The organism is Chitinophaga sedimenti (assembly GCF_023156195.1).
GTDB lineage: Bacteria > Bacteroidota > Bacteroidia > Chitinophagales > Chitinophagaceae > Chitinophaga > Chitinophaga sedimenti.
Genome location: NZ_JAKUKA010000001.1, coordinates 5,311,828 through 5,335,143, shown reverse-complemented (window position 1 = coordinate 5,335,143; position 23,316 = coordinate 5,311,828). Strand labels below are relative to the sequence as shown.

Below are 23,316 nucleotides of genomic sequence, written 5' to 3'. Positions count from 1 at the left end.
CGCGGGTATTTGAGTTCGAACGCATCGGCAAATTGCTGGAGCATAAAGCGCATCAGACGATATTAGAGATAAACCTATCCGCCATTGCCCATAACATCACGCAGTACCAGGGCCTTATTAAAGCCGGGCACCAAACTGATGGGCATGGTGAAAGCATTTTCCTACGGCAGCGGCAGTTTTGAAATTGCAAACCTGCTGCAATTCCACGGGGTAGATTATCTCGCCGTGGCATACGCCGATGAGGGCGTAGAGCTTCGCCGGGCGGGCATCACCATGCCGATCATGGTCATGAACCCCGAGCCAAGCACTTTCGACGCCATCCTGCAATGGAACCTGGAACCGGAAATTTATTCAATGCATTTGCTTTCGCAACTTGAAGAAGAAATACGGGCCGCCAACAAAACGAATTATCCTGTCCACATAAAGTTAGATACCGGTATGCACCGGCTGGGCTTTGAGAAGAAAGACATTCCCGAACTGGCCAGGCAGCTGAAAGAGCACGGTTACTTCCAGGTGAAGTCTATTTTCAGCCACCTTGCCGGAAGCGAGGACCCTAAAATGGACAAGTTCACGAAAAAGCAGGGCGACCTGTTCCGCGAAATGAGCGCCGAGCTACAAAAGTCGCTCGGATACCCTATTATCCGGCACATTTCCAACAGCTCCGGCATTCACCGCCACCCCGACCTGCAATTCGATATGGTACGGCTGGGTATTGGCATGTACGGCGTAGACAGTTCGCCGGAAATGCAGGCGAAGCTGAAAAACGTGAGCACCCTTAAAACCACCGTGGCGCAGGTAAAGAAACTGGCTCCCGGCGAAACAGTTGGCTATGGCGGCAAATGGACGGCTAAAGTACCATCGGTCATTGCTACTGTGCGCATCGGCTATGCAGATGGCTACAGCCGGAAACTGAGTAACGGCCGGGGAAAAATGTTCATCCGCGGTAAACTCGCCCCCGTAGCGGGCGTAATTGCGATGGACATGTTAATGCTTGATGTGACGCTTATTCCCGACGTAAAAGAAGGAGATGTGGTGATCGTGTTCGGGGAAGACCTGCCCGTACAGCTGCTGGCGGCCTGGGGCGAAACTATTCCATACGAGATCCTTACCGGCATTTCACAACGCGTTAAGCGCATCTATTTCCAGGAATAGTAAGAAACATCAAACCGTAAAGGATTAAAAGAAAATGCTATTTTTGGCAAAAATTCAGAGATTTTGAAGTATCGTCACGTCGTTATTATCGTTGTTTTAGTATTGCTGGTTGACCAGGCGCTGAAGTTCTGGATTAAGACCAATATGGCTTTAACCCAGGAGTATACCATTTTCGCCGACTGGTTCCACATTCACTTTATCGAGAATGAAGGCATGGCTTACGGACTGCAGTTCGGCGGCGGCTTCGGTAAAATATTCCTGACCCTGTTCCGCCTGGTAGCGGTAGTCGTGGGTTTTGTATACATTAAACGCCTCATCCGCGACGGTTACCACAAAGGGCTGCTCATCTGTGGCTCCCTTATCCTGGCGGGCGCTGCCGGCAACCTGATCGACAGCATGTTCTACGGACTGATCTTCTCTGAAAGCACCGCGGCCGATGTAGCGCAATTCCTGCCCCAGGGCGGCGGATATGCGAGCTTCCTGCATGGCAAAGTGGTGGATATGCTGTATTTCCCGCTGTATAAAGGTTACCTCCCAAGCTGGGTACCCATCTGGGGAGGAGAGTACTTTATTTTCTTCCGTCCGGTGTTCAACATCGCCGATGCGGCCATTTCCGTGGGCGTAATCACCATCCTGCTCTTCCAGAAACGTTTCCTTATACGCAAAGTGCCGACAAACCACAATACGGTAGAAACGAACTCCGTAGTGGACGATCAGCACCAGTCATGTAAGCGACCATAACAACTTCTTGTGGGGCTGACCAAAAGTAATGGTCAGCCCTAATTTATTCGGGTACCTCATGGACACCTATTATCGCTTATACGATTCTCAAAGCCTTCGTTTGACTTTTGGGTCAGCCCCTGTTATGGTCCGGCACTTGCCCTGTCGCGGTTGACCACTCACTTTGGCGGCGCTGATCGCCCCAATATGTTAAAATACTATCACTCCCACTTTTTGACCGTAAAATCAGCTTTTCGCGGAACCCGCTACTGTGTTGGATCCTAAGAGGATACCAAGAGCATTGTAACTAACTGTTACTAACTTGTTACTGATTGTATACTGGCTCAGTTAGGATTTAGTTACATTTAGTTAGGATCCTCTTAGGATCCTATAACGGAATTGCGACCTTTTTGATGTTATTTTAACACTCCTTATTCAATATCACGGATTATCATGCTTCCCGTTTTATTTCCTGAAATATTTGGAGATGCCACATATTCAAACTATTTTAGTCCACAATATCTATAGACTATACAAGCATTATAATATATGTCGCATAATGAGGTGATCGATAAGATTGAGCAACGCAAGGCTACGGTAGAGAGCCAGGAAGTACTTATTGACCTCGTAAACGAGGACAATAAGAGCAACCGCGTGCTCTGGGTAATCATCGGTATTATCGGCGTAGTACTGATCGCCGGCGTGTACGCCTACTTCTATGGGTTGTCGCACGATGCGCAAACACGGGTAGGACAATTTGCCGACAAGGTTTTTACAAAGGATTTGTTTTTTTATATCGGGGTGGGCCTTGCGGCGCAAATGATCGATGGCGCGCTGGGCATGGCTTACGGGGCGTCTTCTTCATCTATGTTGCTCAGCCTGGGCATTCCCCCGCTGTTACCAGCACCAGCGTACATGTGGCAGAAGTGTTTACCACAGGTGCTTCCGGCATTGCACACTTTAAATTGGGCAACGTAAATAAAAAACTGTTTCTGAACTTACTTGTGCCCGGCGTGATCGGGGCGGTATTGGGCGCTTACCTGCTCAGCGACTGGATCGACGGCGATGCGATCAAGCCGTATATGAGCGCTTACCTGTTGATCCTCGGTGTGGTGATTATCACCAAAGCACTGAAGAAACGCAAACGTAAGAGTAAGACCCGCAATCTTGGGCCACTGGCTGCTTTTGGCGGTTTTATGGACTCTATTGGCGGCGGCGGCTGGGGCCCGATCGTGACCTCTACCCTGCTGAGCCAGGGTCGTACCGTGAACTATACCATCGGTTCGGTGAACGCAGCGGAGTTTTTCATTTCCTTATCCAGTGCCGTTACCTTCCTCCTGTACAATGGCATTGCCGCATGGCATGTAATCGTGGGACTGGTGATCGGCGGCGTGATCGCTTCTCCGTTTGCCGCAATTCTCGTTAAAAAGATCAAACGTAAACCTTTGATGTTGTTGGTAGGCACACTGGTGATCCTGATGAGCCTTCGCACGATCATTCTCGCCTGGTTATAATATTTCTTTTGCCATAATGAAAAAGGGCGTCCTTTCGCAGGACGCCCTTTTTTTTATGCGGTTGTAATCTTTCTTAGATATTGATATCGCCCACCATGTTGCCTGGCACTACTACCTGGTCGAATTCTTCGGCGGTTACATAACCGAGTTTCACGGCCATTTCCTTCAGGGTAGTACCTTCTTTATGTGCTTTCTGCGCGATCTCTGCTGCTTTGTAGTAGCCGATCTTCGTATTAAGCGCTGTCACCAGCATCAGTGAATTTTCTACGTGCTTGCGGATGTTAGCTTCCAATGGCTCAATGCCTTCGGCACACTTGTCGTTGAAGCTCACGCAACCGTCGCCGATGAGGCGCGCGGAGTGCAGGAAGTTATAGATCATTAAGGGCTTGAACACGTTCAGCTCGAAGTGACCGTTAGCACCACCGATGTTGATGGCCACATCGTTACCCAGCACCTGTGCAGCGATCATGGTGAGCGCCTCGCACTGTGTAGGGTTTACTTTACCGGGCATGATGGAGGAACCTGGCTCATTATCCGGGATATGGATCTCGCCGATACCGGAACGCGGGCCTGAGCTGAGCATACGGATATCGTTCGCGATTTTCATCAGGCTAACGGCTACTGTTTTCAGTGCGCCGTGCGCTTCTACGATGGCATCGTGAGCGGCCAGTGATTCGAATTTATTTTCTGCAGTAATAAAAGGCAGACCGGTGAGTTCCGCGATCTTTTTCGCTACGTTTTCAGCATAACCTTTTGGTGTGTTGATACCGGTACCAACGGCAGTGCCGCCCAATGCCAGTTCGCTCAGGTGCGCCAGGGTGTTGTTGATCGCACGCAGACCGTGGTCCAGCTGTGAAACATAACCGCTGATTTCCTGTCCGAGGGTAAGCGGCGTAGCGTCCATGAAGTGCGTACGGCCGATTTTTACCACGTTTTTAAATGCTACTGCTTTGGCATGCAGGGTATCGCGCAGTTTTTTAATACCGGGAATGGTAGTTTCCAGCAATATTTTATACGCCGCGATGTGCATGGCGGTAGGGAAAGTATCGTTGGAGGATTGTGATTTATTCACATCATCGTTCGGGTGAACGAATTTGTCTTTATCAGACAGCTGGCCGCCATTGAGTACGTGTGCGCGGTAAGCTACCACTTCGTTCACGTTCATGTTGCTCTGGGTGCCGGAACCGGTTTGCCATACTACCAGCGGGAATTCATCATCCAGTTTGCCTTAGGATTTCGTCGCACACCTTGCCGATAAGCGCCGCTTTTTCGGCAGGCAAAACGCCGGCTTCTTGGTTAGTAAGTGCTGCTGCTTTTTTCAGGTAGGCAAATGCGCGGATGATTTCCTTCGGCATCCTGTTAATATCCTGTGCGATGCGGAAATTCTCGATTGAACGTTGGGTTTGCGCGCCGTAGTAAGCATTCACGGGCACTTTCACCTCTCCCATCGTGTCTTTCTCTATTCTGAAATCCATGTGCTAATTTTTAGGGATACAAACCTACAGGAAAATGCCCAAAAAACGGCCTATTCACCTGTAAAATTGGCCGCCCGCTTCTGGATAAACGCCTCCGCGCCTTCCTGCTGGTCTTTGGTGCCGAAACATTTGCCAAATTCTTTGATTTCGGTTTCGTATCCGTCCAGCTCCTTATCCAGCGCGGCATTTACACACTTCACCACCTTGGCGATGGCCAGCGGTGCTTTGGCATGTATCTTTTCGAGGATGGCGCGGGTTTTCGGGATCAGTTCTTCTGCGCTGGTCACGTGGTTGACGAGTCCCCATGACAGGGCATCGGAAGCAGGCAGTATATCGCCCGTCATGATCAGTTCGAGTGCTTTTCCTTTACCCACCAGCTGCGTGAGGCGCTGCGTACCGCCGTAACCGGGAATAATGCCCAGGTTTACTTCGGGCTGACCAAACTTCGCGTTATCGGCCGCCACCCTGAAATGGCAGGCCATGGCAAGCTCGCAGCCGCCGCCGAGGGCGAAACCGTTTACTGCGGCTACGATCGGCTTGGGACAATCTTCTATCCGTTGAAAAATAACCTGTCCGCGTTTGGCCAGGTCGGCGCCCTGATCCGGTGATAAGGTCAGGAACTCTGCAATGTCGGCTCCAGCCACAAAAGCCTTGGGGCCGGCGCCGGTAATAATAGCGCTTTTAATGTCCTTATTCGTGTATACGTCATCGATAGCCAGCGCCAGTTCCTTCATAACGGTCTGGTTCAGTGCGTAGCTTATCGGGACGGTTAATCGTGATCGTGAAAATATTTCCTGCTAATTCCGTTTTGATGGTTTCGTACATAACAATGATTTTTTAAAAATTCCGGTGAGCGGCCGTCCAGTCTGCGATGTAGCCGGCAATTTCCTGGGTGCTGGTGCCGGGCGGAAAAATCTTTCCCACCCCAGGTCGTTCAGTGCTTTAATATCTTCATCGGGGATGATACCGCCGCCAGTCAGCAGTACATCATTCATGCCCTTTTCTTTCATAATAGAAAGTACGCGTGGAAAAACCGTCATATGGGCGCCGCTGAGGATGCTGATGCCGATGGCGTCCACATCTTCCTGCAAAGCAGCATTCACCACCATTTCAGGCGTTTGGCGCAGCCCGGTATAAATCACTTCCATGCCGGCATCGCGCAGGGCGGAGGCTATTACTTTGGCGCCGCGATCGTGGCCGTCGAGCCCCACTTTGGCTACCAGTACGCGGACAGGGCGTTGTAAAGGGTTGACCATAAACCTTTTTTGATGTTGAATTGTAAATGTAGTATTTTATGAGTAAAGCGCACCGGGGTGTTTCCGTAGCAGGAACGCTACTTTATCTTACATTTGCAGTCCGGTAAAAAGCCAAAAGTTATATGAGCGAGGAAAAATCGTTAAACTTTATAGAACAGATTATTGAAGAAGACATTGCCAGCGGCAAACATGGCGGAAGGGTGCTCACCCGCTTCCCGCCGGAGCCGAACGGCTACCTGCATATAGGGCACGCCAAGTCCATTTGCCTGAATTTTGGCCTGGCGCTGAAATACAAGGGGCAAACCAACCTGCGTTTCGACGACACCAACCCGGTAACGGAAGATACCGAGTACGTGGACTCGATCAAGGCAGATATTCAATGGCTGGGCTTCAACTGGGCCAATGAGTTTTATGCGAGTGATTATTTTGAACAGATATACCAGTTTGCCGTAAAGCTGATCGAAGCAGGGTATGCTTACGTGGATGACTCCACCGCCATGAGATCGCGGCCATGAAAGGCACGCCGACCGAACCCGGTCAGGAAAGTCCGTACCGCAACCGTTCCGCAGCCGAAAACGTAGCATTGTTTAAAGAGATGCGGGAGGGCAAATACAAAGATGGCGAGAAAGTTCTGCGCGCCAAAGTAGATATGGCTTCGCCGAACATGCACATGCGTGACCCGATCATGTACCGCATCAGGCACGCGCATCATCACCGCACAGGTGACCAGTGGTGCATTTACCCGATGTACGACTTTGCACATGGACAAAGCGACAGCATCGAGCAGATCACCCATTCGATCTGCACCACGGAGTTCATTCCCCACCGCCCGCTGTACGACTGGTTCATTGAGAAACTGAACATATTTCCCAGCCACCAGTATGAATTTGCGCGTTTGAATATGACCTACGCGGTAATGAGTAAACGTAAACTGCTGCAACTGGTGAACGAGCATCATGTTACCGGCTGGGACGACCCCCGCATGCCCACCATCAGTGGTTTACGCAGGCGCGGTTACACCCCTGCAAGCATCCGCCATTTCTGCGAAAAAATTGGTGTAGCGAAACGCGACAACCTGATCGACATCAGCCTGCTCGAGTTCTGCATCCGCGAGGAACTGAATAAAACCGCGAACCGTGTAATGGCCGTGATGGATCCGATTAAACTGGTGATCACCAACTATCCGGATGGGCAGGTAGAGGAAATGCAGGTAGAAAACAACCCGGAAGATGCAGCTGCGGGCAGTCGCATTGTACCTTTCAGCGGCTCCTTGTGGATCGAGCGCGAAGATTTCATGGAGAACCCTCCGAAGAAGTTCTTCCGTTTGGGCGTAGGCCTGTCCGTTCGCCTGAAAAGCGCGTACATCGTTACCTGCACCGGTTTTGATAAAGATGCCGATGGCAATGTAACCACCGTATATGCCACATACCTGCCCGAAAGCAAAAGCGGCACGGATAACAGTGGTCTTACTGTAAAAGGCACCATTCACTGGGTAAGCGTACAGCATGCAGCTACCGCGGAAGTACGGGTGTACGACCGTTTATTTAAAGTAGAAAACGTGGCCGACGCGGAAGGTGATTTTAAAGATCACATTAACCCGGATTCGCTGCAGGTGATCCGGAACGCCTATATTGAACCTTCCTTGCAGGAAGCAAAGGAAGGCGAGCGTTTGCAGTTTATGCGTAAAGGTTACTTTGTTGTGGATAAGGACAGCACGCCGGAACGTCGGGTATTCAACCGCACGGTGACGTTGAAGGATACCTGGGCGAAGGAAGCGAAGAAGTAAATTTTTGATGGATATTGAGAAGGAAGCCTCCGTGTTTGCGGGGGCTTTTTTGTAAATAAAGAAAAAGCCCTACCGTCCGGCAGGGCTCTCTGTATAATGCAAGTTCAGATGTTCTAAGCAAATAAAGGCAGGGCATGTTGAATGCGCGCGATCGTTTCGGCTTTGCCGATCGTTTCGGCAATCACGAATACCTGCGGACCGAATTTACCACCGCAAAGCATGATGCGGAAAGGCATCTGCAGTTCGCCGGGTTTGATGCCCTTCGCGGTAGCCAGTTGTTTGAAGCTATCTTCGAGTGCTACTGCATTGAACTCCGGCAATTGATCGAAACCGGAGGCCCACTCTTCGAAGAATGCCTGTTTTTCTGGTGTCCATTTGGGTTTTACGGCATCTACATCAATGGTTTCGGGCTTCTGGAAGAAGAAGAAACCGTGGTCCCATATTTCGTTCACGAACTGGCAACGTTCTTTCACCAGTGCGGTGATTTTTTCGGTGTAAGCTGCGTCGAACGCGATCCCTTTTTCTTTCAGTACAGGCTCGAAAAGCTTTGCCAACAAAGCGTTGTCGGTCTTCTGAATATATTGCTGGTTAAACCATTTCGCTTTATCGAAATCGAATTTAGCGCCGCCTTTGTGTACCCGCTCGATAGAGAAGCGCTGAATGAGTTCGTCGATGGAGAAAATTTCCTGTCCGGAACCATCGTTCCAGCCCAGCATCACCAACATGTTTACGAACGCTTCGGGCAGGAAACCCATTTCGCGGAAACCGCGGGTGAAGGTTTCTGTACCGGGTGTGCCCCAGTTCATTGCATACACCGGGAAGCCGAGACGGTCGCCATCGCGTTTGCTCAGCTTACCATTGCCATCCGGTTTAAGAATCAGTGGCAGGTGCGCCCATTGCGGCATATCGCTTTCCCAGCCCAGGTAATGCCACAGCAGAATATGGATAGGTGCGGAAGGCAGCCATTCTTCGCCACGGAAGGCGTGGGAGATTTTCATTAAGTAGTCATCGATTACCACCGCGAGGTGGTAAGTGGGCATACCGTCGGCTTTCAGCAGCACTTTATCATCCAGCGTGGAGGTATTAAACGTTACCGTGCCGCGGATCATATCGGTGAACGATACATCTTCGTTTTCGGGCATGTTGATGCGTACCACGTGCGGAGCGCCCTTTTCGAGCAGTTCGGCTACTTCCGCTTCACTAAGCGTAAACGAGTTGCGCATGGCGCCGCGAATGGCGCGGTTGTATTGAGGGGCGTGATTGCCTTTTGCTTTTTCCACTTCGCGCATGGCTTCCAGCTCCTCGGGGAATCGAAGGCGTAGTAAGCCTTACCTGCTTTTACCAGTTGCTCGGCATACTGGCGGTACATCGGTTTACGCTCGCTCTGGCGGTAAGGGCCGTAGGGGCCGCCTTTGATCGGATCTTCGTCCGGAACAAGGCCGCACCAGCGAAGGCATTCCTGTATATAGTCTTCCGCTCCTTCTACAAAGCGGGTTTGATCGGTATCTTCAATGCGCAGCACGAAATCGCCGCCGTGCTTACGCGCGAACAAGTAGTTGAACAGCACCGTACGAACACCTCCCAGGTGAAGGCCGCCCGTAGGGCTGGGTGCAAAACGTACTCTTACTTTTTTCTGTTCCATAGCCCGCAAAGGTAAACAAATGGTTTATTATAGGTACTTTAGCATATGTTCTATTTTACTAAAACCCCGGCCCTGCTCAAAAACATTTACCGCAGCTGTACCTGGAGCCTTTCGCCCACGGCGCCGGTGGTTTATTTTACTTTTGATGATGGTCCGCACCCACAGGCCACGCCATTCGTACTGGACCAATTACAACAATATAATGCGAAGGCCACGTTCTTTTGTATCGGCAAAAACGTGGTGGAGCAACCCGATATTTACCAGCGTATCTTAACAGAAGGTCATGCCGTGGGCAACCATACCCACAACCACCTTAACGGCTGGAAAACCGGCAACAAAACCTATCTCGAAAACATCCGCACCGCTGGGAGCTACATTAAAAGCAACCTTTTCCGCCCGCCTTACGGACGAGTTTCGCCCTTCCAGATCAGGCAACTGAAACCGGATTTTCATATCATAATGTGGGATGTGCTGAGTGCCGATTTTGATACGGAGATCAGTGGCGAGCAATGTTTGCAGAACGTGGTATTTAAACTGCAGAAAGGATCGATCATTGTTTTTCATGACAGCGCGAAGGCGTGGGAACGGCTGGAATACGCGCTGCCAAGGGCTTTGGCATTCTGTAAAAAAAAGGGATGGCGGATGGAGGCATTGCCGCAATATCAACCTAAATAAAAACACCTTACTCCTAAAATAGGCGATGGCCAGGCGAATGTGCCCGGCCATCTGTGTTTTAACTATGATCTGCTTTCCGGTTAAGGAAGGGTGATTTCTTTTGATTTGTCGCCTACGGTTAAAGTAGCTTTATCATCGCAGGTTTCTTTTTTACCATAATCGATGGCGCCTTTGATGCTGTTGAGCACTACTTCCGGATACCTTCGGAGATGTGCGGACAATCAGCTTTCTTTACCAGTGCGGTTTTGGTATTGAAGTTAGCGGTGATCAGCGCGTTGGTAGAGTCGGTGTAAGTGGCGGTAGCGGTGCCGGTGATGCCGTATACATCGTCGCCGAGATCGAGCAGTGTGGTACTGCCTTCGGTTTGTGCTACGGCGCGGTTGGTAACGTAAGTGTATACGGAGTTATCCGGGTAAGTTGCTTTACCGCCTGTAACTGCGTAAGTATAAGAGAAACCGGTGTTCGCTGAAGTATTGGTGATGGTTTGAGTGCCCTCTACTTTGATGCCGTTTACGGAGTAGTTCTTAAATGTTAGTGTAGCAGTGCTTCCTTTCTTAAAGAGGAAACTGGTAAGTTTTATCTCAATTATACCTTTACGAGTAAGCGTACCTACCGTGCATCCAGTACCGAAATCAAGTGTTATGATCTTAGGCCAAACGTTATATTCTACTGGACTTACATCAATAGAAAGACCTGGACAGATGGTCGAGGTTTTAAAGGTACCTGGCGCTACGCGGCCATTTTCCTTTACAAGATTATCTTCTGTATAACTGGCGTAAATAGTTGAATTGAAAGCATCCTCATACAGCGCGCCCACCTCAGCATTCACCTGGGCGGCAACCAGCGCCTGGGATTCTTGTTTATTATCCGCTACCTTGTCATCTTTTAAGCAAAGAAAATGGTGACAGTAGCAACGGCAGTCATGCCCATGGCAAGGACCTTGTTGGTGTTAAAATAGTGTTTCATCATAGAAGTTTTTATAGGTATGGTTAATCAGACCGTAACTTTGCCTTTCAGGTTTAATTAGTATTAAAATTAATATAAAAGTATTTAAATTCAAATTATAATAAAAAAATATAATGAATTGGATTGACACGCATACCCATTTATATAGCCACAAGTTTGAAAGCGATAGGACGGATATGATAAAAAGGGCTTTGGAGGCCGGGGTTTCGCAGTTATTTATGCCTAATATCGATAGTTCTTCAATAGATGGGATGTTGCAGCTGGAAGCCGAATTCCCTGGACAATGCCTGCCAATGATGGGTTTGCACCCCTGCGACGTGAAAGAAAACGTAGAGGAGGAGCTGGCTATTGTGCGGGAATGGTTAAATAAGCGAAAATTTTGGGCGGTAGGCGAAATCGGGCTGGATTTTTACTGGGATAAAACCTTCGTGCCCCAGCAGTACGAGGCTTTCCGGGAGCAGATCAAGCTGGCGAAGCAGTACGACATTCCCATTGCGATCCACAGCCGTGAATCTACCCGCGAGTGCATTGACGTGGTGAAAGAACTGCACGGTGGTAACCTGTCCGGCGTATTCCATTGCTTTTCAGGCACCGTGGCCGAAGCAAAAGAGATTACCGAAATGGGCTTTTACCTCGGCATCGGCGGGGTGGTTACGTTTAAAAAATCGGGCTTGGAGGAAGTAATGGCCGAAATTCCCCTCGAACACATTGTATTAGAAACAGATGCGCCTTACCTGGCCCCGGTGCCTTACCGCGGCAAACGGAACGAGAGCGCGTACATTCCGCTCATCGGTGAAAAGATCGCGGATATAAAAAATCTAAAAATAGCCGACGTAGCTGCGATTACCAGCATGAATGCCCGGAAATTATTCAAAATGCTCTAACTGATAAGTGGATACCTTTGCAATGCAATTGCAAGAAGATACATGAGTAAAATACTTATCATCTATACGGGAGGTACCGTTGGGATGATCTACGACGAAAAGACCAGCGCATTACGACCGATCGGCTTTAACGAAATCCGCAACAATCTGCCTGAGTTGTACAGGATGGGGATCGATTTTTATGTGTATGCATTTAATCCGCCAATGGATAGTTCGGACATGTCGCCCGACGTATGGGTGGAGCTGGCGGGGATTATTGAAGACCGATACGACCGCTACGATGGGTTTGTGATCCTTCACGGCTCAGATACGATGGCCTTTACCGCCTCCGCGCTCAGTTTCATGCTGGAAAATCTTTCCAAACCTGTAATATTGACCGGCTCTCAGCTTCCGATTGGCAAGATCCGAACGGACGCCAAGGAGAACATCATTACCGCCATGGAAATTGCCGCCACGCGGCATAATGGACAGGTAGTGGTGCCGGAAGTATGTATTTACTTTGACTTTATGCTGTTCCGCGGCAACCGTGCGAAGAAGTATAATGCCGAAAAGTTCGAAGCATTTTATTCGATGAACTACCCGGCGCTGGCCGAAGCGGGCATCGATATCAAGTATAAAACGCCCTACGTGCTGCCGGCGCCCGAAAAGCCGCTGAAAGTGCACAAAAACCTGGAGTCTAACATCGCCGTCCTGAAAATATTCCCCGGTATCAACCGCCGTGCGGTAGATGCTATCATTAATACACCCGGCCTTAAAGGTCTCATCCTCGAAACATTCGGCAGCGGCAACGCCACCACCCAGCAATGGTTCATCGACTGCCTGAAACGCGGCCGGGAAAAAGGCATTGCGATGGTAGACATCACCCAGTGCGATGGTGGCTCCGTGGAGCTGGGCAAATACGAAACCAGCCGTTACCTGCAGGAAATCGGCGTGATCAGCGGGCATGATATGACCTTTGAAGCAGCCACGACTAAACTGATGTTTTTATTAGGCCAGGAACTGACGCAAGACGAACTGCGTTGCCAGATAGAAACGTCGTTGCGCGGTGAATTAACGCCCTCAGAAATATTGTAGAAAGGGTTGGAAGTTTGTAAAAGATGTTTATCTTTGCAGCCCTTATTCAACCGTACGGAGAAGTGCAGGAGTGGTTGAACTGGCACGCCTGGAAAGTGTGTAAACTCGAAAGGGTTTCAAGGGTTCGAATCCCTTCTTCTCCGCAAGCTTTAAATGCTCATTGACTTAGGTCTTTGGGCATTTTTTGTTTATGGCAATACTGTAGCTGGTTTGCAAGGATTTTTCAAATTATCAGAAGAGGAAAGAGATGCAGTTTTATTAGAAATCCAGTTTTATACTGGTAGCATAACTGCTAACATATCCCAAATTTCAACTGCTAACAACTTATAGCCCCTGTAATTCAATACCACCAAGTGCTTCATGATTTTTAACACTTGAATCCTTTTTGAAATATAAATGGATTCACAACACTGTTAGTCATGGATGCAAGAATGAAAACCCTTTTCTGGTTATATAAATCCAGAATCAACAAGAAAGGGCAGGCACCAATAATCCTGAGAGTTACCATCAACAGTAAAAAGGATGAGTTAAACACTGGTCTTTATGCTGAACCCTCTAAATGGGACAGCTCTAAAGAAAGAGTAAGGGGCAATTCTCCTACTACTCAGGAAACTAATAACAGCCTTGACATTATAAGGGCCAAGTCTATCAAAATATTCAACACACTGCTGGAAAAAGAAATTCCACCTACAGCAGAAGGTGTAATATCCAGAATGTCTGGAGAGCAGGAAGACACCTTAACCCTGTTAAAGGCATTCCATTACCAAAATGAACTTTTAAGGCAGGGAGTTGGTCACACCTCTACAAAGGCTACTGTAACTAAATACAAAACACTGGAATCTAAGGTTAGCCAGTTTATTCAGCATCAATACCAGATGAAGGACTTACAGCTAAAGGAGCTTAACCATGAATTTGTGGTAAGCTTTGAAATTTACCTCAAAACCCAGGAAGGCATAAGCCATACCCCACTATAAAATACATTCAGTTCCTGAAAAGGGTGGTAAATATGGCTATAGCCCACAACTGGCTTGACAAAATCCCTTTCAAAACTTCAAATGCTCACTTAAAGATGTAGCCAGAGGCCACCTTACTATGGAAGAAGTTGGGAAAATCCACAGCAAAGTGATTACCAATGCCAGAATAGCCACAGTAAAGGATATTTTCATCTTCTGCTGCTACACAGGCTTATCATATGCTGATGTTAAAAGTCTTTCTGATAAACAGGTGGTTATTGGCATAGATGGTAATAGGTGGATTAACAGTATGAGAAAAAAGACAGGTGTCAGGATCAGTGTACCCATCCTACCTGTAGCAGAAGAAATACTGGCAAAGTATAGTAATCAAAACTTGCCTAAAGGGCTACTTTTTCCTGTATTATCCAACCAGAAAATGAATGCCTATCTGAAAGAGATTGCAGATTTATGTGGGGTTGACAAAAGGTTAACTTTTCATTTGAGCAGGCACACTTTTGCCACCACCATAACTTTGAGCAATGGGATACCTATTGAATCAATTTCCAAAATGCTTGGGCATACTAATTTGAGAACAACTCAGATTTATGCTAAGGTGCTGGATACCAAGATTAGCCAGACATGCAGGAGCTGAGAGATAAGTTAATTGGTGAACTTAAAATTGTGGGTAATGGATAAAATTATGCTGGTTATTTGCATTCCTGTAATTCTGGCTATTTGTTGGGTTTTAGGAACTTTTAGCAACTCAATACTATTATCTAGAACCTCATATAAGTCACAAGAAAACCCTGCTATACAAATACTTATTGGTTTGGTTCTTTTACTTATTTGGATTTTTATGTAAATTATAGTTCATATTTAAGAAGGCAGAGATTCTCTGCCTTCTCCCCATTTGTAAATGCTATGAGTTATAAAGATTATTTTTCAGAAGAGCAACTTAAAGATTATGAAGTAGTAAGTGAGTGGAATTCCTTTTATGAGAAGTTGACAAAGGGAGAACCACCTCAAAGAATTTACACAAGTAAATACATTACAAACAAAATATTTGCTTTAGAAGTTGACATAAAACTAACAGTAGATTGCAGGGAAGACTTCACTTTCAAAAACTGCTATTTTGAAAAAGGGATTACATTCAAAGGTTCTAAATTTCAGAAAAAATTCTGGATGATTGATTGCATTGTCAAAGGGGCCCTGTCCACATTTGATTCTCCTTCATTTGCAAGAGGTTTACTTATAATAAATTCATCAGTTGAGCAAATATTAATCTTCAAGGGAAGCTATGGTGAATCAAGATGGGATATAAAAAATGTAAGCAAGCTATCCATTTCTGGAGGGGTCTTCACAGACCTTAACATTAGTCTTAAAGGTAAGATAGGCCATATTGGCATTATTGCAAATCAAGTTGAAGGGGATATTTTTATTGATGGAAGTAACCAAGTTGTTCAATCAATAAACCTATCAGGAACTGCCAAAAAATGTCACTTTTCATCAACAACATCCAAATTTCATATCTAGCAATAGAGAGATATGTGAATGAAGCTAGATTGAAGTTGGCCAACATAGCAGCCCTAAATCACCAAGCAAGAATATTAATTATAAACTCACAGCTTAATAAGGCTGAATTTAGTTCAATTAACTTTAAGCAATACAGCCTTATTGTCCTGGGTGACTCAGATTTTACACAATGCTCATTCAACCATGTGACTTGGTCTGAAAATGTTTTGGGAGCCATCCCTGTAACCAAGCAGGAAGAAACTCCTGAAAAACACAAAATCTTTGAACTAAAAAGCAGAGAAACTTATAGGCAACTGAAACATGCAATGTCAAAGCAGGGAGATGTAATTAATGAACAAAAATTTCACTCCAAAGAAATGATATGCTACCTAAATGGTCTTGGGAAAGGTAGTTTGGGAACAAAGCTTATCATTGCCTTTAGCTATTGGACAAGTGATTTTGGACAGAGCATAGGAAGGCCATTATTATGGCTCTTCTCCTTACACTCTGTTTTATTTTTAGTTCTGCTTGGGTGTTCCAATGTTTTTGACTTTCAATTCAGCAATAACTTCAATAGTCAAGCCTTTGGGATGGGATTCAACAAATACTTTTATCTAATGAACCCAATTAGAAAGTTTGAAGAGGGTGGGTTTTATGGGGGCTGGATTATAATAGATATTCTTATGAGAATAATTTCATCCTATATGATTTATAACATTGTTAGAGCCACAAGAAGATTTATAAAATAACTTAGTTATGTTCAATCACCCACTACAATATTTCAAAGATCTAATTCTTAGAAATAAAATAGCCAATGAGAACTGAAATTTATGATGAGCACTGATTTTGGCCCTGTAATAAAAAGAGATTTCCAAAATAGTAAAATTGAATATGCAGTTACAAATGCCTTAGTTGAAGATAGTGAAATTAGGGTTGAAACTTTAACTTTTGCTGGACATCTTGAGCTCAAAGTCCATCAGCAAATGATGGCTGCTCTAGATGAAATTGACAATGCTCTTCTTTCCCTAGATGATGAGAAAAGACAGACTGTATATTTGAAAACCATATACAAAACCATGAACTCCCTAATTTTGTATTCAAAGGAAATGGAATATGTTAAGCCATACATATTCATTTCAGAATCACTACAAGCCCTTAAAGCAGAATTAATTGACAAATATCAGGTGCAGGATGAAGCTGTAAGTCAGAAGCAAATGAATATCCCTCTAATAATCCAACCAGATAAGAAAATTCAATGGCTGGGACAAACAAACATACTAACCACTCTATTCTTTGATTTGATGAATGGGGTGAAGGCCCATGGCATCCCTCCCCTAATTAAAGCCACTCCAAAAGAAATTGAGCTTCTAATTATTGATAATTTTATTGATAAGGATGGGCAAACTTTTAGCCTAGAAAGTACAGTGAAAACTAACCTGAAGCCCAGCAAGCAAATGGAAAAAAGGGCCAAAAATGATGATGCTATTGATTTGAGCAATTACTTTCTAAAAGGAGAAAGTTAGTCCCCTGGGGACTAGTTGGGAACTAAGGGACTTTTACTACTAAACCATCTTTGCAGTGTTATAAAAATTTTTAACAAAAAAATTAACACATGGCAGAGATGCAAAAACACAGGAGGCCTTAAACAGTAACTCTGGCCTCTCTTCTCAAAGTCAGAAAGTAGAAGAAGCAGTAATTAACCCTACCCAACTACCAGATGAGGGTAAGGTAGGTAACCTTGAAGTAACAGAAAACCAAGAAATTTCTGGAGCAGCCCAAATTTCAGGGACTGAGGAAGATGGGCAATCACCTATTGAGTTGATTGAAAGCCATTTAAGGACATACTATGATTTCAGATTTAACTTAGTATCTGGAAAACTGGAATTTAAAAAGAAGCCACAGTTAAGTTATGTAAGCCTAACTGACTACAATTTCAACTCTATTATTAGGGAGCTAGGCAAAAAGGGAATTAAAGTAAATTCTACAACTCTTAGGACAGTAGTACATTCAGATTTCACCCCAAAGTTTGACCCCTTTGTAGATTATTTCAAAAGTCTACCTACCTGGGATGGAGTGGACTACATACAGCAGTTAGCTGATACTGTCAAAACCACAAACAAAGAGTTTTGGGAGAAATGTCTGGAAAAATGGCTGGTAGCTGTAGCTGGTTGTGCCACAACAGACAGTGTAATAAATCATACAGCTATTGTCTTTACAGGCAAACAGGGTTCTGGGAAAACTACATGGATGAAGAACTTACTGCCTTCTGAGCTGTCAGGATACTTTTACTCTGGTGTTCCAAACCTGAGAAATAAGGACACTAAAATTAGGTTATCAGAATGCCTTCTAATTAATTTAGATGAAATGGACAATCTCAGTAGGAAAGATACAGACAGACTGAAAGAGATTATTACTTCACTTGAAATCAGAGAGAGAAGGCCATATGCACAGTTTGATGACACTATGCCAAGAAGAGCATCATTCATGGGGTCAGTAAATAGCAAACAATATTTAAATGACCCCACAGGAAATAGAAGATTTCTAACTATTGAAGTTGAGGAAATCCAACATTCACATAGTGTTGACATGAATAAAGTTTATTCTCAAGCATGGCATCTTTTCAAGACTGGATTCAAATACTACTTTGATGGGGAAGAAATTGATGAAATTTTACAGCACAATGAGCAATTTCAGGTAACCAGTTTTATTGAGGAAACAATGCTTAAATGGCTAGAACCAGTTGATCCAGAACAAGCTAGTGCACAACATAAATGGACAGCAACTGAAATTGCAAATTTCCTTGCTACCAAGACTTCTCTTATTGTAAATGAGGCAACTGTACAAGCAATAGGTAGGTATATGAAAAAATATGGATTTGTTAGAGGCAAAGCTCAGGGAGTTTATATTTACTACTTAAATGAAAAGAAAACAGTTTCCCTAATTATAACCTAAACTAAAAAGGAGTTACCTTAAATAAAAGAGGTAACTCCTTCTAAAATTTAATTGACATAAAAATCTGTCAGCCAGAAATATACTAAGGGATTGACTGACTAGATAACTGGAAATTTTTACAGGAACTTTTAGCATGCCAGAACATACTGGATTGGGCTAAAAGTTCTAAATTGTCCTTATAATTCAAACTGCATGAAGTTTAGTCAAAGAATGGGAATAACTACAACCCATAAACAAATTCAAGTAGAAGCATTAGATTTAGATCTAAGAAATACCTTATGGAATGTTTTTCAACTTTCAATTTGTGATCCCTTAAAACTAACAAGGTACAAGCATGGACTAGAGCCAATACAAGAAAGTATAGCAAAGTATTTGTGGCACAATATTTACAAAAAGCCAATTGATACCATCCCTCACTATCAGTATTTATTAAGAGACTTCTTTAGGAATAATATATTAGAAGGGGAATGGCATCAAGCATTAGAACTGATTGAAGAAACAGTGAATTATCTCATAAAAACTATTTCATAAGAAATAATTCAATCTATGAACAGTTTAATCAAATCTTTGAAAGAGAGTTCTCTGCTTACAGGTTTATTGATGGTTTGATTGCACCCATCAGCAATAAACAGGAAGTAGAAAGTATTGAAGAAGCTATATCTCAAACTGCTACTTATACTCCCTTAAATGGCTGCAACATTCATTTGAGAGCAGCACTAGAGAAACTCTCAGACAAAGTAAATCCTGACTACAGAAACTCCATTAAAGAATCCATTTCAGCAGTAGAATCCATTGCAAAGAAAATTTCAGGGAGGGATAAGGACACTCTTGCAGCATCTTTGAATAGGATAAAAGGGGAAATTAAACTTCATCCTTCACTTGAAAAAGCATTTAAAGAACTTTATGGGTATACTAGTGATGAAGGTGGAATAAGACATGCCCTCATGGAATCTCCTAACTGTGACTTTGAAGATGCTAAGTATATGCTTGTTTCTTGCAGTGCATTCATTAACTATCTAACTGTCAAGACTGAGAAATCTAGTGTAAGCCTAACATAATTCCCATGCTGCAAAATTTTAAAATACTTCAAGATAAGGTACATCATGAATTCTACCAGCTGAAGATATATGCTACAGAAATGGATAGATTAATAACAACATTACATGATGCAGAACACTCAATGCTTGAAAAAATAAGTCATAATCCAGACTTAAATTTTGCAGGCATTAACATTCCTGTTAAAAATGAAAAAGGAGAATTTTATAAAGAAGGTCTGGATATTCTAAATTATGTACTGGACACAATAAGAAACAAAAAGTCTCTTACTGGCAACTACTGGTTCATAATGAGAGTATCAACTTTGGCTTATGCAACCTCCATCTTTGATGGATTTTTACAAGAGTTACTTATCCTATTATTTAAAAATTGTCCCCAGGCTCTCATTTCATCAAAGCCAATAAGCCTTGAGAGAATCATTAAATCTAATAATATTGAAATACTTAAAGACGAATTGATTAATGAAAAGGCAGCAGAAATTGCATACCAATCCCTTAAAGACCAGCTAAAGTTAATCAATGAAAAGTTTAGGGTTAGCTTGAATGAAAATAATTTTAACCATCTAGATACTCTTATTGAAATATATGAAACCAGAAACCTCCATATTCACAACAAAGGAATTGTAAATAATATATATATATCCAAAGTGTCAAATCCTAAATACATGATTGGAGACCTCAGAGATATTGACAAAGAATATCTAATAACATCAATTGAATTACTACAACTGGCAGCAGACCAGTTGTCTGAAAATTCCATTAAGGAGGGTGCAGAAAAAGCTAAATAAACAAATGTGGCTATTTCCTAATCCATTGGCCCTGGGCGTTTTCATGATCCTCAGCTCGAAAAAAACCGTCTAAAGGCGACGATCCAATATGCTAAAAAAGTGCGTCGCTTAAAGTTATGCGGCTACTTGCTGACTGGCATATGCCTCGTCCGGGTGATGTGGCAGCTACTCAAATTAAGTCCCCCACCCAAGAATGACGGTCTTTTCGTTGTATTTAGCACATACCCTTTGTTCTACAGGAATTCGCCCCAGGTGTTGCACTACAGGTAATAGTGCGTGTATATGGTGTGATCCCAAGTTCGGCAACATAGCCCATATTCCTCAAAACCTTATCCATGATGCGGTAAAAAGAAAGGCCCGTTGCCGCATGGCAATGGGCCCTGGCTTGAGAAAATCTATAACATTTCCACAAGCTGAATATTGTTCCCGCAAGTATCGTTGAACACCGCGATTTTCACCGTTCCCATCTCCGTTGGCTTCACACTGAACGTAACCCCGAGCGCAACAAGCCTATCGTAATCCTGCTGAACATTGTTACTGTTGAACTGCGTGTAGGGAATACCTGCCTCGAAAAGCGCCCGCTGATAAACTTTAGCGGGTTCAAAATGATTAGGGGCAGGCTCCAGCAAGATCTCCGGTCCGTCCTGGTCCTCTTTACTCACCACCGTGAGCCATCTGCTGTGTTCACTTAAGGGCACATCTACCTTTTTCAGAAAGCCTAATTTTTCCGTGTAAAACTGCAGGGCCGCTTCCTGGTCCAGCACAGGAATGCTGATTATTTTAACTTTCATCTTTATCTTTTTTATTGATGGAGCTAAGTTGCGAAAAGAAAATTACGCCGACTTTGTGAAAATTGCTCTTTTCTGAAAAGCCACCGGAGTGATGCCTACACGGTGCTTAAACAACGTGCAGAAGGAACTGGGACTTTCAAAGCCGATATCGTAGCACGTTTGCGTCACACTCCTGCCGCCGTCGAGCAACTCTTTTGCCTTTTCTATTCGTTTATCCGTCAGGTATTGCCCCGGCGTTTGTCCGTAATATTTTTTAAACAACCGGAGCAGGTGAAATTTTGAAGTGAACCGCACATGAGAGAGTAAATCAAGGTTCAGCTCTTTATCATAGTGATGGTCGATGTAATGACGGGTACTTATTACGGTATCCAGTTGTGCCTGGTTAGCATAACAAGTTTCTTTTATCCTGGTTATTTGTGTAAGATAATAGGTCATATTCCGAAGTTCGCTTCCTAAAGATAGGTTAAAGCTTTGCTTTTATCGCCGATACTACCTGGTATATACCGGACCCGGCGGGCAAAAAAATAAAACGGTCGCGGTAAAGCACCCACTCCCTCGCGAGGCGCGCCGGAGGGCCCGACAGGAAGGTGGCAACCGCCAGCCCGGTGAGCGGCCGAATATGCCGAAAACCGGCTCAAAAAAAAATTTTCGCCCATCGTAAAATATCTGCTCCGCTCAATCGTCAACAATGATAAAAACCCGACATCATGAGCGCAGATGACCTGTTCCAACGTACCATCGGCATTACCAGTGGTTACCTGGGCCCGAAAATTTCGCCCGAACAATTCATACAGGAACACTTTTTCATATATGTCCCCAAAGGGGAAATGACCGGATACGACGGTCAACGCCAGTACACCTTACAGGCAGGACAATACTGCCTGGTCCGGAAAAATCAACTGGCACGTTACGATTCTCAACGTGTAAATGGCCAACTCGAAAAGGTAGTGGTAGTATTTGATACGCCCTTCCTGCAACGTTTTGCCGCCAAACACCCGCAGCGTAAAACCGGCCGCCGCCGCGACGGCGCGTTCCTTCGCCTGCAGCCGGATCCGCGCGTACCCGCATTTCTGCACACCCCTGGCGCCAATGCTTCGCCGCAGCAGCCAGTTGTCCGAAGCCGAAGTGAACAACAAACGGGAAGAATTGCTGCAACTGCTGCTGGAACAAAACCCGGAAATGACCGACGTGCTGTTCGACTTTGCCACGCCCCAGAAGATAAACCTGGAGTCGTTTATGAACCAGCATTTCCGGTTCAACGTGAGCCTGAAACGCTTTGCATACCTTACCGGCCGCAGCCTGTCTGCCTTCAAACGCGACTTTGCTGCCGTGTTCTCCACCACGCCAAGCCGCTGGCTTACACACAAACGTTTGCTGGAAGCGCGTTTCCTCATCGAAAGTGAAAGAAGAAAGCCTTCGGAAATTTACCTGGAAGTGGGGTTTGAGGACCTCTCCCACTTTTCGTTCGCTTTTAAGAAGAAGTTCGGACTAAACGCATCCGTGTTGTTGCAGCGCGCGCACTAGAACCGGATTTTTAGTCCCAGCTCGCGTTTCATCGTCAACAATGCCTCCGCATTCCCCTTCGCATCATCGACCGGGTGGTGCGTATGCGCGGTTCTGCGCAGATGTTTAAAGGTTTTGAAAGTGTCGTTCACCAGGCCTTTATACAAACTCCCGAGGTTCTGTGAACTGAAGCCAAAGGGATTTTTCCCGACGAAATGATGGAAATACCAGCAGATAAACATCCAGTCGAACCCGTTATTATCGCTGATGAAGATGAGCCGCTCGTTACCCGCCACCTGTTGTAACCACGCAGCAAAATCCTGCATGGCCGCGGCAGGATCGCCAAATTGTAACGTTTCCTCCCGGCTGTGGCCCGACACGGCCAGGGCTTCCGGTATAAATTTGTCAGAGATGGGGTGCAACTGACGGTAAAAGGTTTTATCAAGTTGCTCGTCTACAAGCACCGCTCCGAACGAGACCAGGGAATAGTCGCCGGGAATGGGACCGTCAGACTCCACGTCTACCATGATATAGGGCATTGGTAATGGGTTTTGCCCGTAAAAATATCGATTTGTGCCTATATTCGTAAAAACCCGGCATCCTGTGCATGAACAAATT

At 45.2% G+C, this 23,316-nt stretch carries 26 protein-coding genes, 1 tRNA gene and 4 pseudogenes; 22 read left to right on the top strand and 9 right to left on the bottom strand.

The window, feature by feature from the left end; all coding sequences use genetic code 11:
* Nucleotides 1–84 precede the first annotated feature (84 nt).
* The 4 genes from alr (at nucleotide 85) to MKQ70_RS30600 (ending at nucleotide 3,386) form a co-directional block, all read left to right on the top strand.
* Nucleotides 85–1,152, top strand: coding sequence for an alanine racemase (gene alr / locus MKQ70_RS30615; protein ID WP_248078265.1), 1,068 nt, complete (start codon nucleotides 85–87; stop codon nucleotides 1,150–1,152).
* A gap of 63 nt (nucleotides 1,153–1,215) precedes the next feature.
* The gene (locus MKQ70_RS30610; RefSeq protein ID WP_248078264.1) at nucleotides 1,216–1,893 is read left to right on the top strand and encodes a lipoprotein signal peptidase; all 678 of its coding nucleotides are present in this window, start codon (nucleotides 1,216–1,218) and stop codon (nucleotides 1,891–1,893) included.
* 528 nt (nucleotides 1,894–2,421) lie between these two features.
* A complete protein-coding gene (locus MKQ70_RS41665) occupies nucleotides 2,422–2,850 on the top strand; it encodes a hypothetical protein (protein WP_248078263.1) in 429 nt (142 codons plus the stop codon).
* Nucleotides 2,790–3,386 (top strand): sulfite exporter TauE/SafE family protein, encoded by a 597-nt coding sequence (locus MKQ70_RS30600; RefSeq protein ID WP_248078261.1) that lies wholly within the window; start codon nucleotides 2,790–2,792, stop codon nucleotides 3,384–3,386. Before MKQ70_RS41665 ends, MKQ70_RS30600 begins: the two co-directional genes overlap by 61 nt.
* Nucleotides 3,387–3,459: 73 nt before the next feature.
* Here MKQ70_RS30600 and MKQ70_RS41660 read toward each other — a convergent pair whose 3' ends face one another.
* From MKQ70_RS41660 to MKQ70_RS30580, 4 genes and pseudogenes are all read right to left on the bottom strand, one after another.
* A complete protein-coding gene (locus MKQ70_RS41660) occupies nucleotides 3,460–3,639 on the bottom strand; it encodes a hypothetical protein (protein WP_248081751.1) in 180 nt (59 codons plus the stop codon).
* Nucleotides 3,640–3,891: 252 nt separating this feature from the next.
* Nucleotides 3,892–4,834: pseudogene (locus MKQ70_RS41655) on the bottom strand (class II fumarate hydratase); the annotation flags it as partial.
* A 77-nt stretch (nucleotides 4,835–4,911) separates the two neighbouring features.
* Nucleotides 4,912–5,595 carry an enoyl-CoA hydratase-related protein gene (locus MKQ70_RS30585; RefSeq protein ID WP_248078260.1) on the bottom strand — a complete coding sequence of 228 codons (684 nt, stop codon included), beginning with the start codon at nucleotides 5,593–5,595 and terminating at the stop codon, nucleotides 4,912–4,914.
* A gap of 63 nt (nucleotides 5,596–5,658) precedes the next feature.
* The gene (locus MKQ70_RS30580; RefSeq protein ID WP_248078258.1) at nucleotides 5,659–6,117 is read right to left on the bottom strand and encodes a cobalamin B12-binding domain-containing protein; all 459 of its coding nucleotides are present in this window, start codon (nucleotides 6,115–6,117) and stop codon (nucleotides 5,659–5,661) included.
* Nucleotides 6,118–6,239: 122 nt separating this feature from the next.
* Between MKQ70_RS30580 and MKQ70_RS43465 the strand changes: the two genes are divergently transcribed.
* Nucleotides 6,240–6,632, top strand: coding sequence for a glutamate--tRNA ligase family protein (locus MKQ70_RS43465; protein WP_282456879.1), 393 nt, complete (start codon nucleotides 6,240–6,242; stop codon nucleotides 6,630–6,632).
* On the top strand, nucleotides 6,629–7,903 hold the full coding sequence (glnS, locus tag MKQ70_RS30575; protein ID WP_282456878.1) for a glutamine--tRNA ligase: 1,275 nt from the start codon (nucleotides 6,629–6,631) through the stop codon (nucleotides 7,901–7,903). Before MKQ70_RS43465 ends, glnS begins: the two co-directional genes overlap by 4 nt.
* A gap of 113 nt (nucleotides 7,904–8,016) precedes the next feature.
* On the opposite strand, the pseudogene gltX reads toward glnS, so the two are convergent.
* A pseudogene (gltX, locus tag MKQ70_RS30570) lies at nucleotides 8,017–9,545 on the bottom strand (glutamate--tRNA ligase).
* Between the two features lie 45 nt (nucleotides 9,546–9,590).
* On the opposite strand from gltX, the gene MKQ70_RS30565 reads away from it, so the two are divergent.
* Nucleotides 9,591–10,220: a polysaccharide deacetylase family protein gene (locus tag MKQ70_RS30565; RefSeq protein WP_248078256.1), complete on the top strand. Its 630-nt coding sequence runs from the start codon at nucleotides 9,591–9,593 to the stop codon at nucleotides 10,218–10,220.
* A gap of 187 nt (nucleotides 10,221–10,407) precedes the next feature.
* On the opposite strand, the gene MKQ70_RS30560 is transcribed toward MKQ70_RS30565, so the two are convergent.
* A complete protein-coding gene (locus MKQ70_RS30560; RefSeq protein WP_248078248.1) occupies nucleotides 10,408–11,049 on the bottom strand; it encodes a hypothetical protein in 642 nt (213 codons plus the stop codon).
* Between the two features lie 250 nt (nucleotides 11,050–11,299).
* On the opposite strand from MKQ70_RS30560, the gene MKQ70_RS30555 reads away from it, so the two are divergent.
* The 13 genes and pseudogenes from MKQ70_RS30555 (at nucleotide 11,300) to MKQ70_RS30500 (ending at nucleotide 20,404) form a co-directional block, all read left to right on the top strand.
* Entirely contained in the window at nucleotides 11,300–12,070 is a 771-nt protein-coding gene (locus MKQ70_RS30555; RefSeq protein WP_248078246.1) for a TatD family hydrolase, read from the top strand.
* Nucleotides 12,071–12,112: 42 nt separating this feature from the next.
* Nucleotides 12,113–13,144, top strand: a complete 1,032-nt coding sequence (locus MKQ70_RS30550; RefSeq protein WP_248078244.1) for an asparaginase — start codon at nucleotides 12,113–12,115, stop codon at nucleotides 13,142–13,144.
* A 56-nt stretch (nucleotides 13,145–13,200) separates the two neighbouring features.
* Nucleotides 13,201–13,287: transfer RNA gene (locus MKQ70_RS30545), tRNA-Ser, on the top strand.
* Between the two features lie 276 nt (nucleotides 13,288–13,563).
* On the top strand, nucleotides 13,564–14,118 hold the full coding sequence (locus tag MKQ70_RS30540; RefSeq protein WP_248078242.1) for a phage integrase SAM-like domain-containing protein: 555 nt from the start codon (nucleotides 13,564–13,566) through the stop codon (nucleotides 14,116–14,118).
* Between the two features lie 118 nt (nucleotides 14,119–14,236).
* The gene (locus tag MKQ70_RS30535; RefSeq protein WP_248078240.1) at nucleotides 14,237–14,749 is read left to right on the top strand and encodes a site-specific integrase; all 513 of its coding nucleotides are present in this window, start codon (nucleotides 14,237–14,239) and stop codon (nucleotides 14,747–14,749) included.
* A 194-nt stretch (nucleotides 14,750–14,943) separates the two neighbouring features.
* Entirely contained in the window at nucleotides 14,944–15,630 is a 687-nt protein-coding gene (locus MKQ70_RS30530; protein WP_248078238.1) for a hypothetical protein, read from the top strand.
* Nucleotides 15,631–15,644: 14 nt separating this feature from the next.
* Nucleotides 15,645–16,358, top strand: a complete 714-nt coding sequence (locus tag MKQ70_RS30525) for a hypothetical protein (RefSeq protein WP_248078236.1) — start codon at nucleotides 15,645–15,647, stop codon at nucleotides 16,356–16,358.
* 81 nt (nucleotides 16,359–16,439) lie between these two features.
* Nucleotides 16,440–17,132, top strand: coding sequence for a hypothetical protein (locus MKQ70_RS30520; protein WP_248078234.1), 693 nt, complete (start codon nucleotides 16,440–16,442; stop codon nucleotides 17,130–17,132).
* 295 nt (nucleotides 17,133–17,427) lie between these two features.
* Nucleotides 17,428–18,561, top strand: a complete 1,134-nt coding sequence (locus MKQ70_RS30515) for a VapE domain-containing protein (protein WP_248078232.1) — start codon at nucleotides 17,428–17,430, stop codon at nucleotides 18,559–18,561.
* Nucleotides 18,562–18,753: 192 nt separating this feature from the next.
* The gene (locus MKQ70_RS30510) at nucleotides 18,754–19,092 is read left to right on the top strand and encodes an AbiJ-NTD4 domain-containing protein (RefSeq protein ID WP_248078231.1); all 339 of its coding nucleotides are present in this window, start codon (nucleotides 18,754–18,756) and stop codon (nucleotides 19,090–19,092) included.
* A pseudogene (locus MKQ70_RS42925) lies at nucleotides 19,089–19,163 on the top strand (hypothetical protein); the annotation flags it as partial. The gene MKQ70_RS30510 and the pseudogene MKQ70_RS42925, both read left to right, overlap by 4 nt.
* 3 nt (nucleotides 19,164–19,166) lie before the next feature.
* Nucleotides 19,167–19,619, top strand: a complete 453-nt coding sequence (locus tag MKQ70_RS30505; RefSeq protein ID WP_248078229.1) for a hypothetical protein — start codon at nucleotides 19,167–19,169, stop codon at nucleotides 19,617–19,619.
* Between the two features lie 5 nt (nucleotides 19,620–19,624).
* Nucleotides 19,625–20,404, top strand: a complete 780-nt coding sequence (locus tag MKQ70_RS30500; RefSeq protein WP_248078227.1) for a hypothetical protein — start codon at nucleotides 19,625–19,627, stop codon at nucleotides 20,402–20,404.
* A 395-nt stretch (nucleotides 20,405–20,799) separates the two neighbouring features.
* Here MKQ70_RS30500 and MKQ70_RS30495 read toward each other — a convergent pair whose 3' ends face one another.
* Nucleotides 20,800–21,195, bottom strand: coding sequence for a VOC family protein (locus MKQ70_RS30495; protein ID WP_248078225.1), 396 nt, complete (start codon nucleotides 21,193–21,195; stop codon nucleotides 20,800–20,802).
* 42 nt (nucleotides 21,196–21,237) lie between these two features.
* On the bottom strand, nucleotides 21,238–21,630 hold the full coding sequence (locus tag MKQ70_RS30490; RefSeq protein WP_248078223.1) for a helix-turn-helix domain-containing protein: 393 nt from the start codon (nucleotides 21,628–21,630) through the stop codon (nucleotides 21,238–21,240).
* 272 nt (nucleotides 21,631–21,902) lie between these two features.
* Here MKQ70_RS30490 and MKQ70_RS42920 point away from each other — a divergent pair.
* Nucleotides 21,903–22,205, top strand: a pseudogene (locus tag MKQ70_RS42920) (cupin domain-containing protein); the annotation flags it as partial.
* A gap of 79 nt (nucleotides 22,206–22,284) precedes the next feature.
* Nucleotides 22,285–22,719: a helix-turn-helix domain-containing protein gene (locus MKQ70_RS30480; protein WP_248078221.1), complete on the top strand. Its 435-nt coding sequence runs from the start codon at nucleotides 22,285–22,287 to the stop codon at nucleotides 22,717–22,719.
* On the opposite strand, the gene MKQ70_RS30475 is transcribed toward MKQ70_RS30480, so the two are convergent.
* Nucleotides 22,716–23,237: a 3'-5' exoribonuclease domain-containing protein gene (locus MKQ70_RS30475; protein ID WP_248078219.1), complete on the bottom strand. Its 522-nt coding sequence runs from the start codon at nucleotides 23,235–23,237 to the stop codon at nucleotides 22,716–22,718. The genes MKQ70_RS30480 and MKQ70_RS30475 overlap by 4 nt on opposite strands.
* Nucleotides 23,238–23,316: the final 79 nt, after the last annotated feature.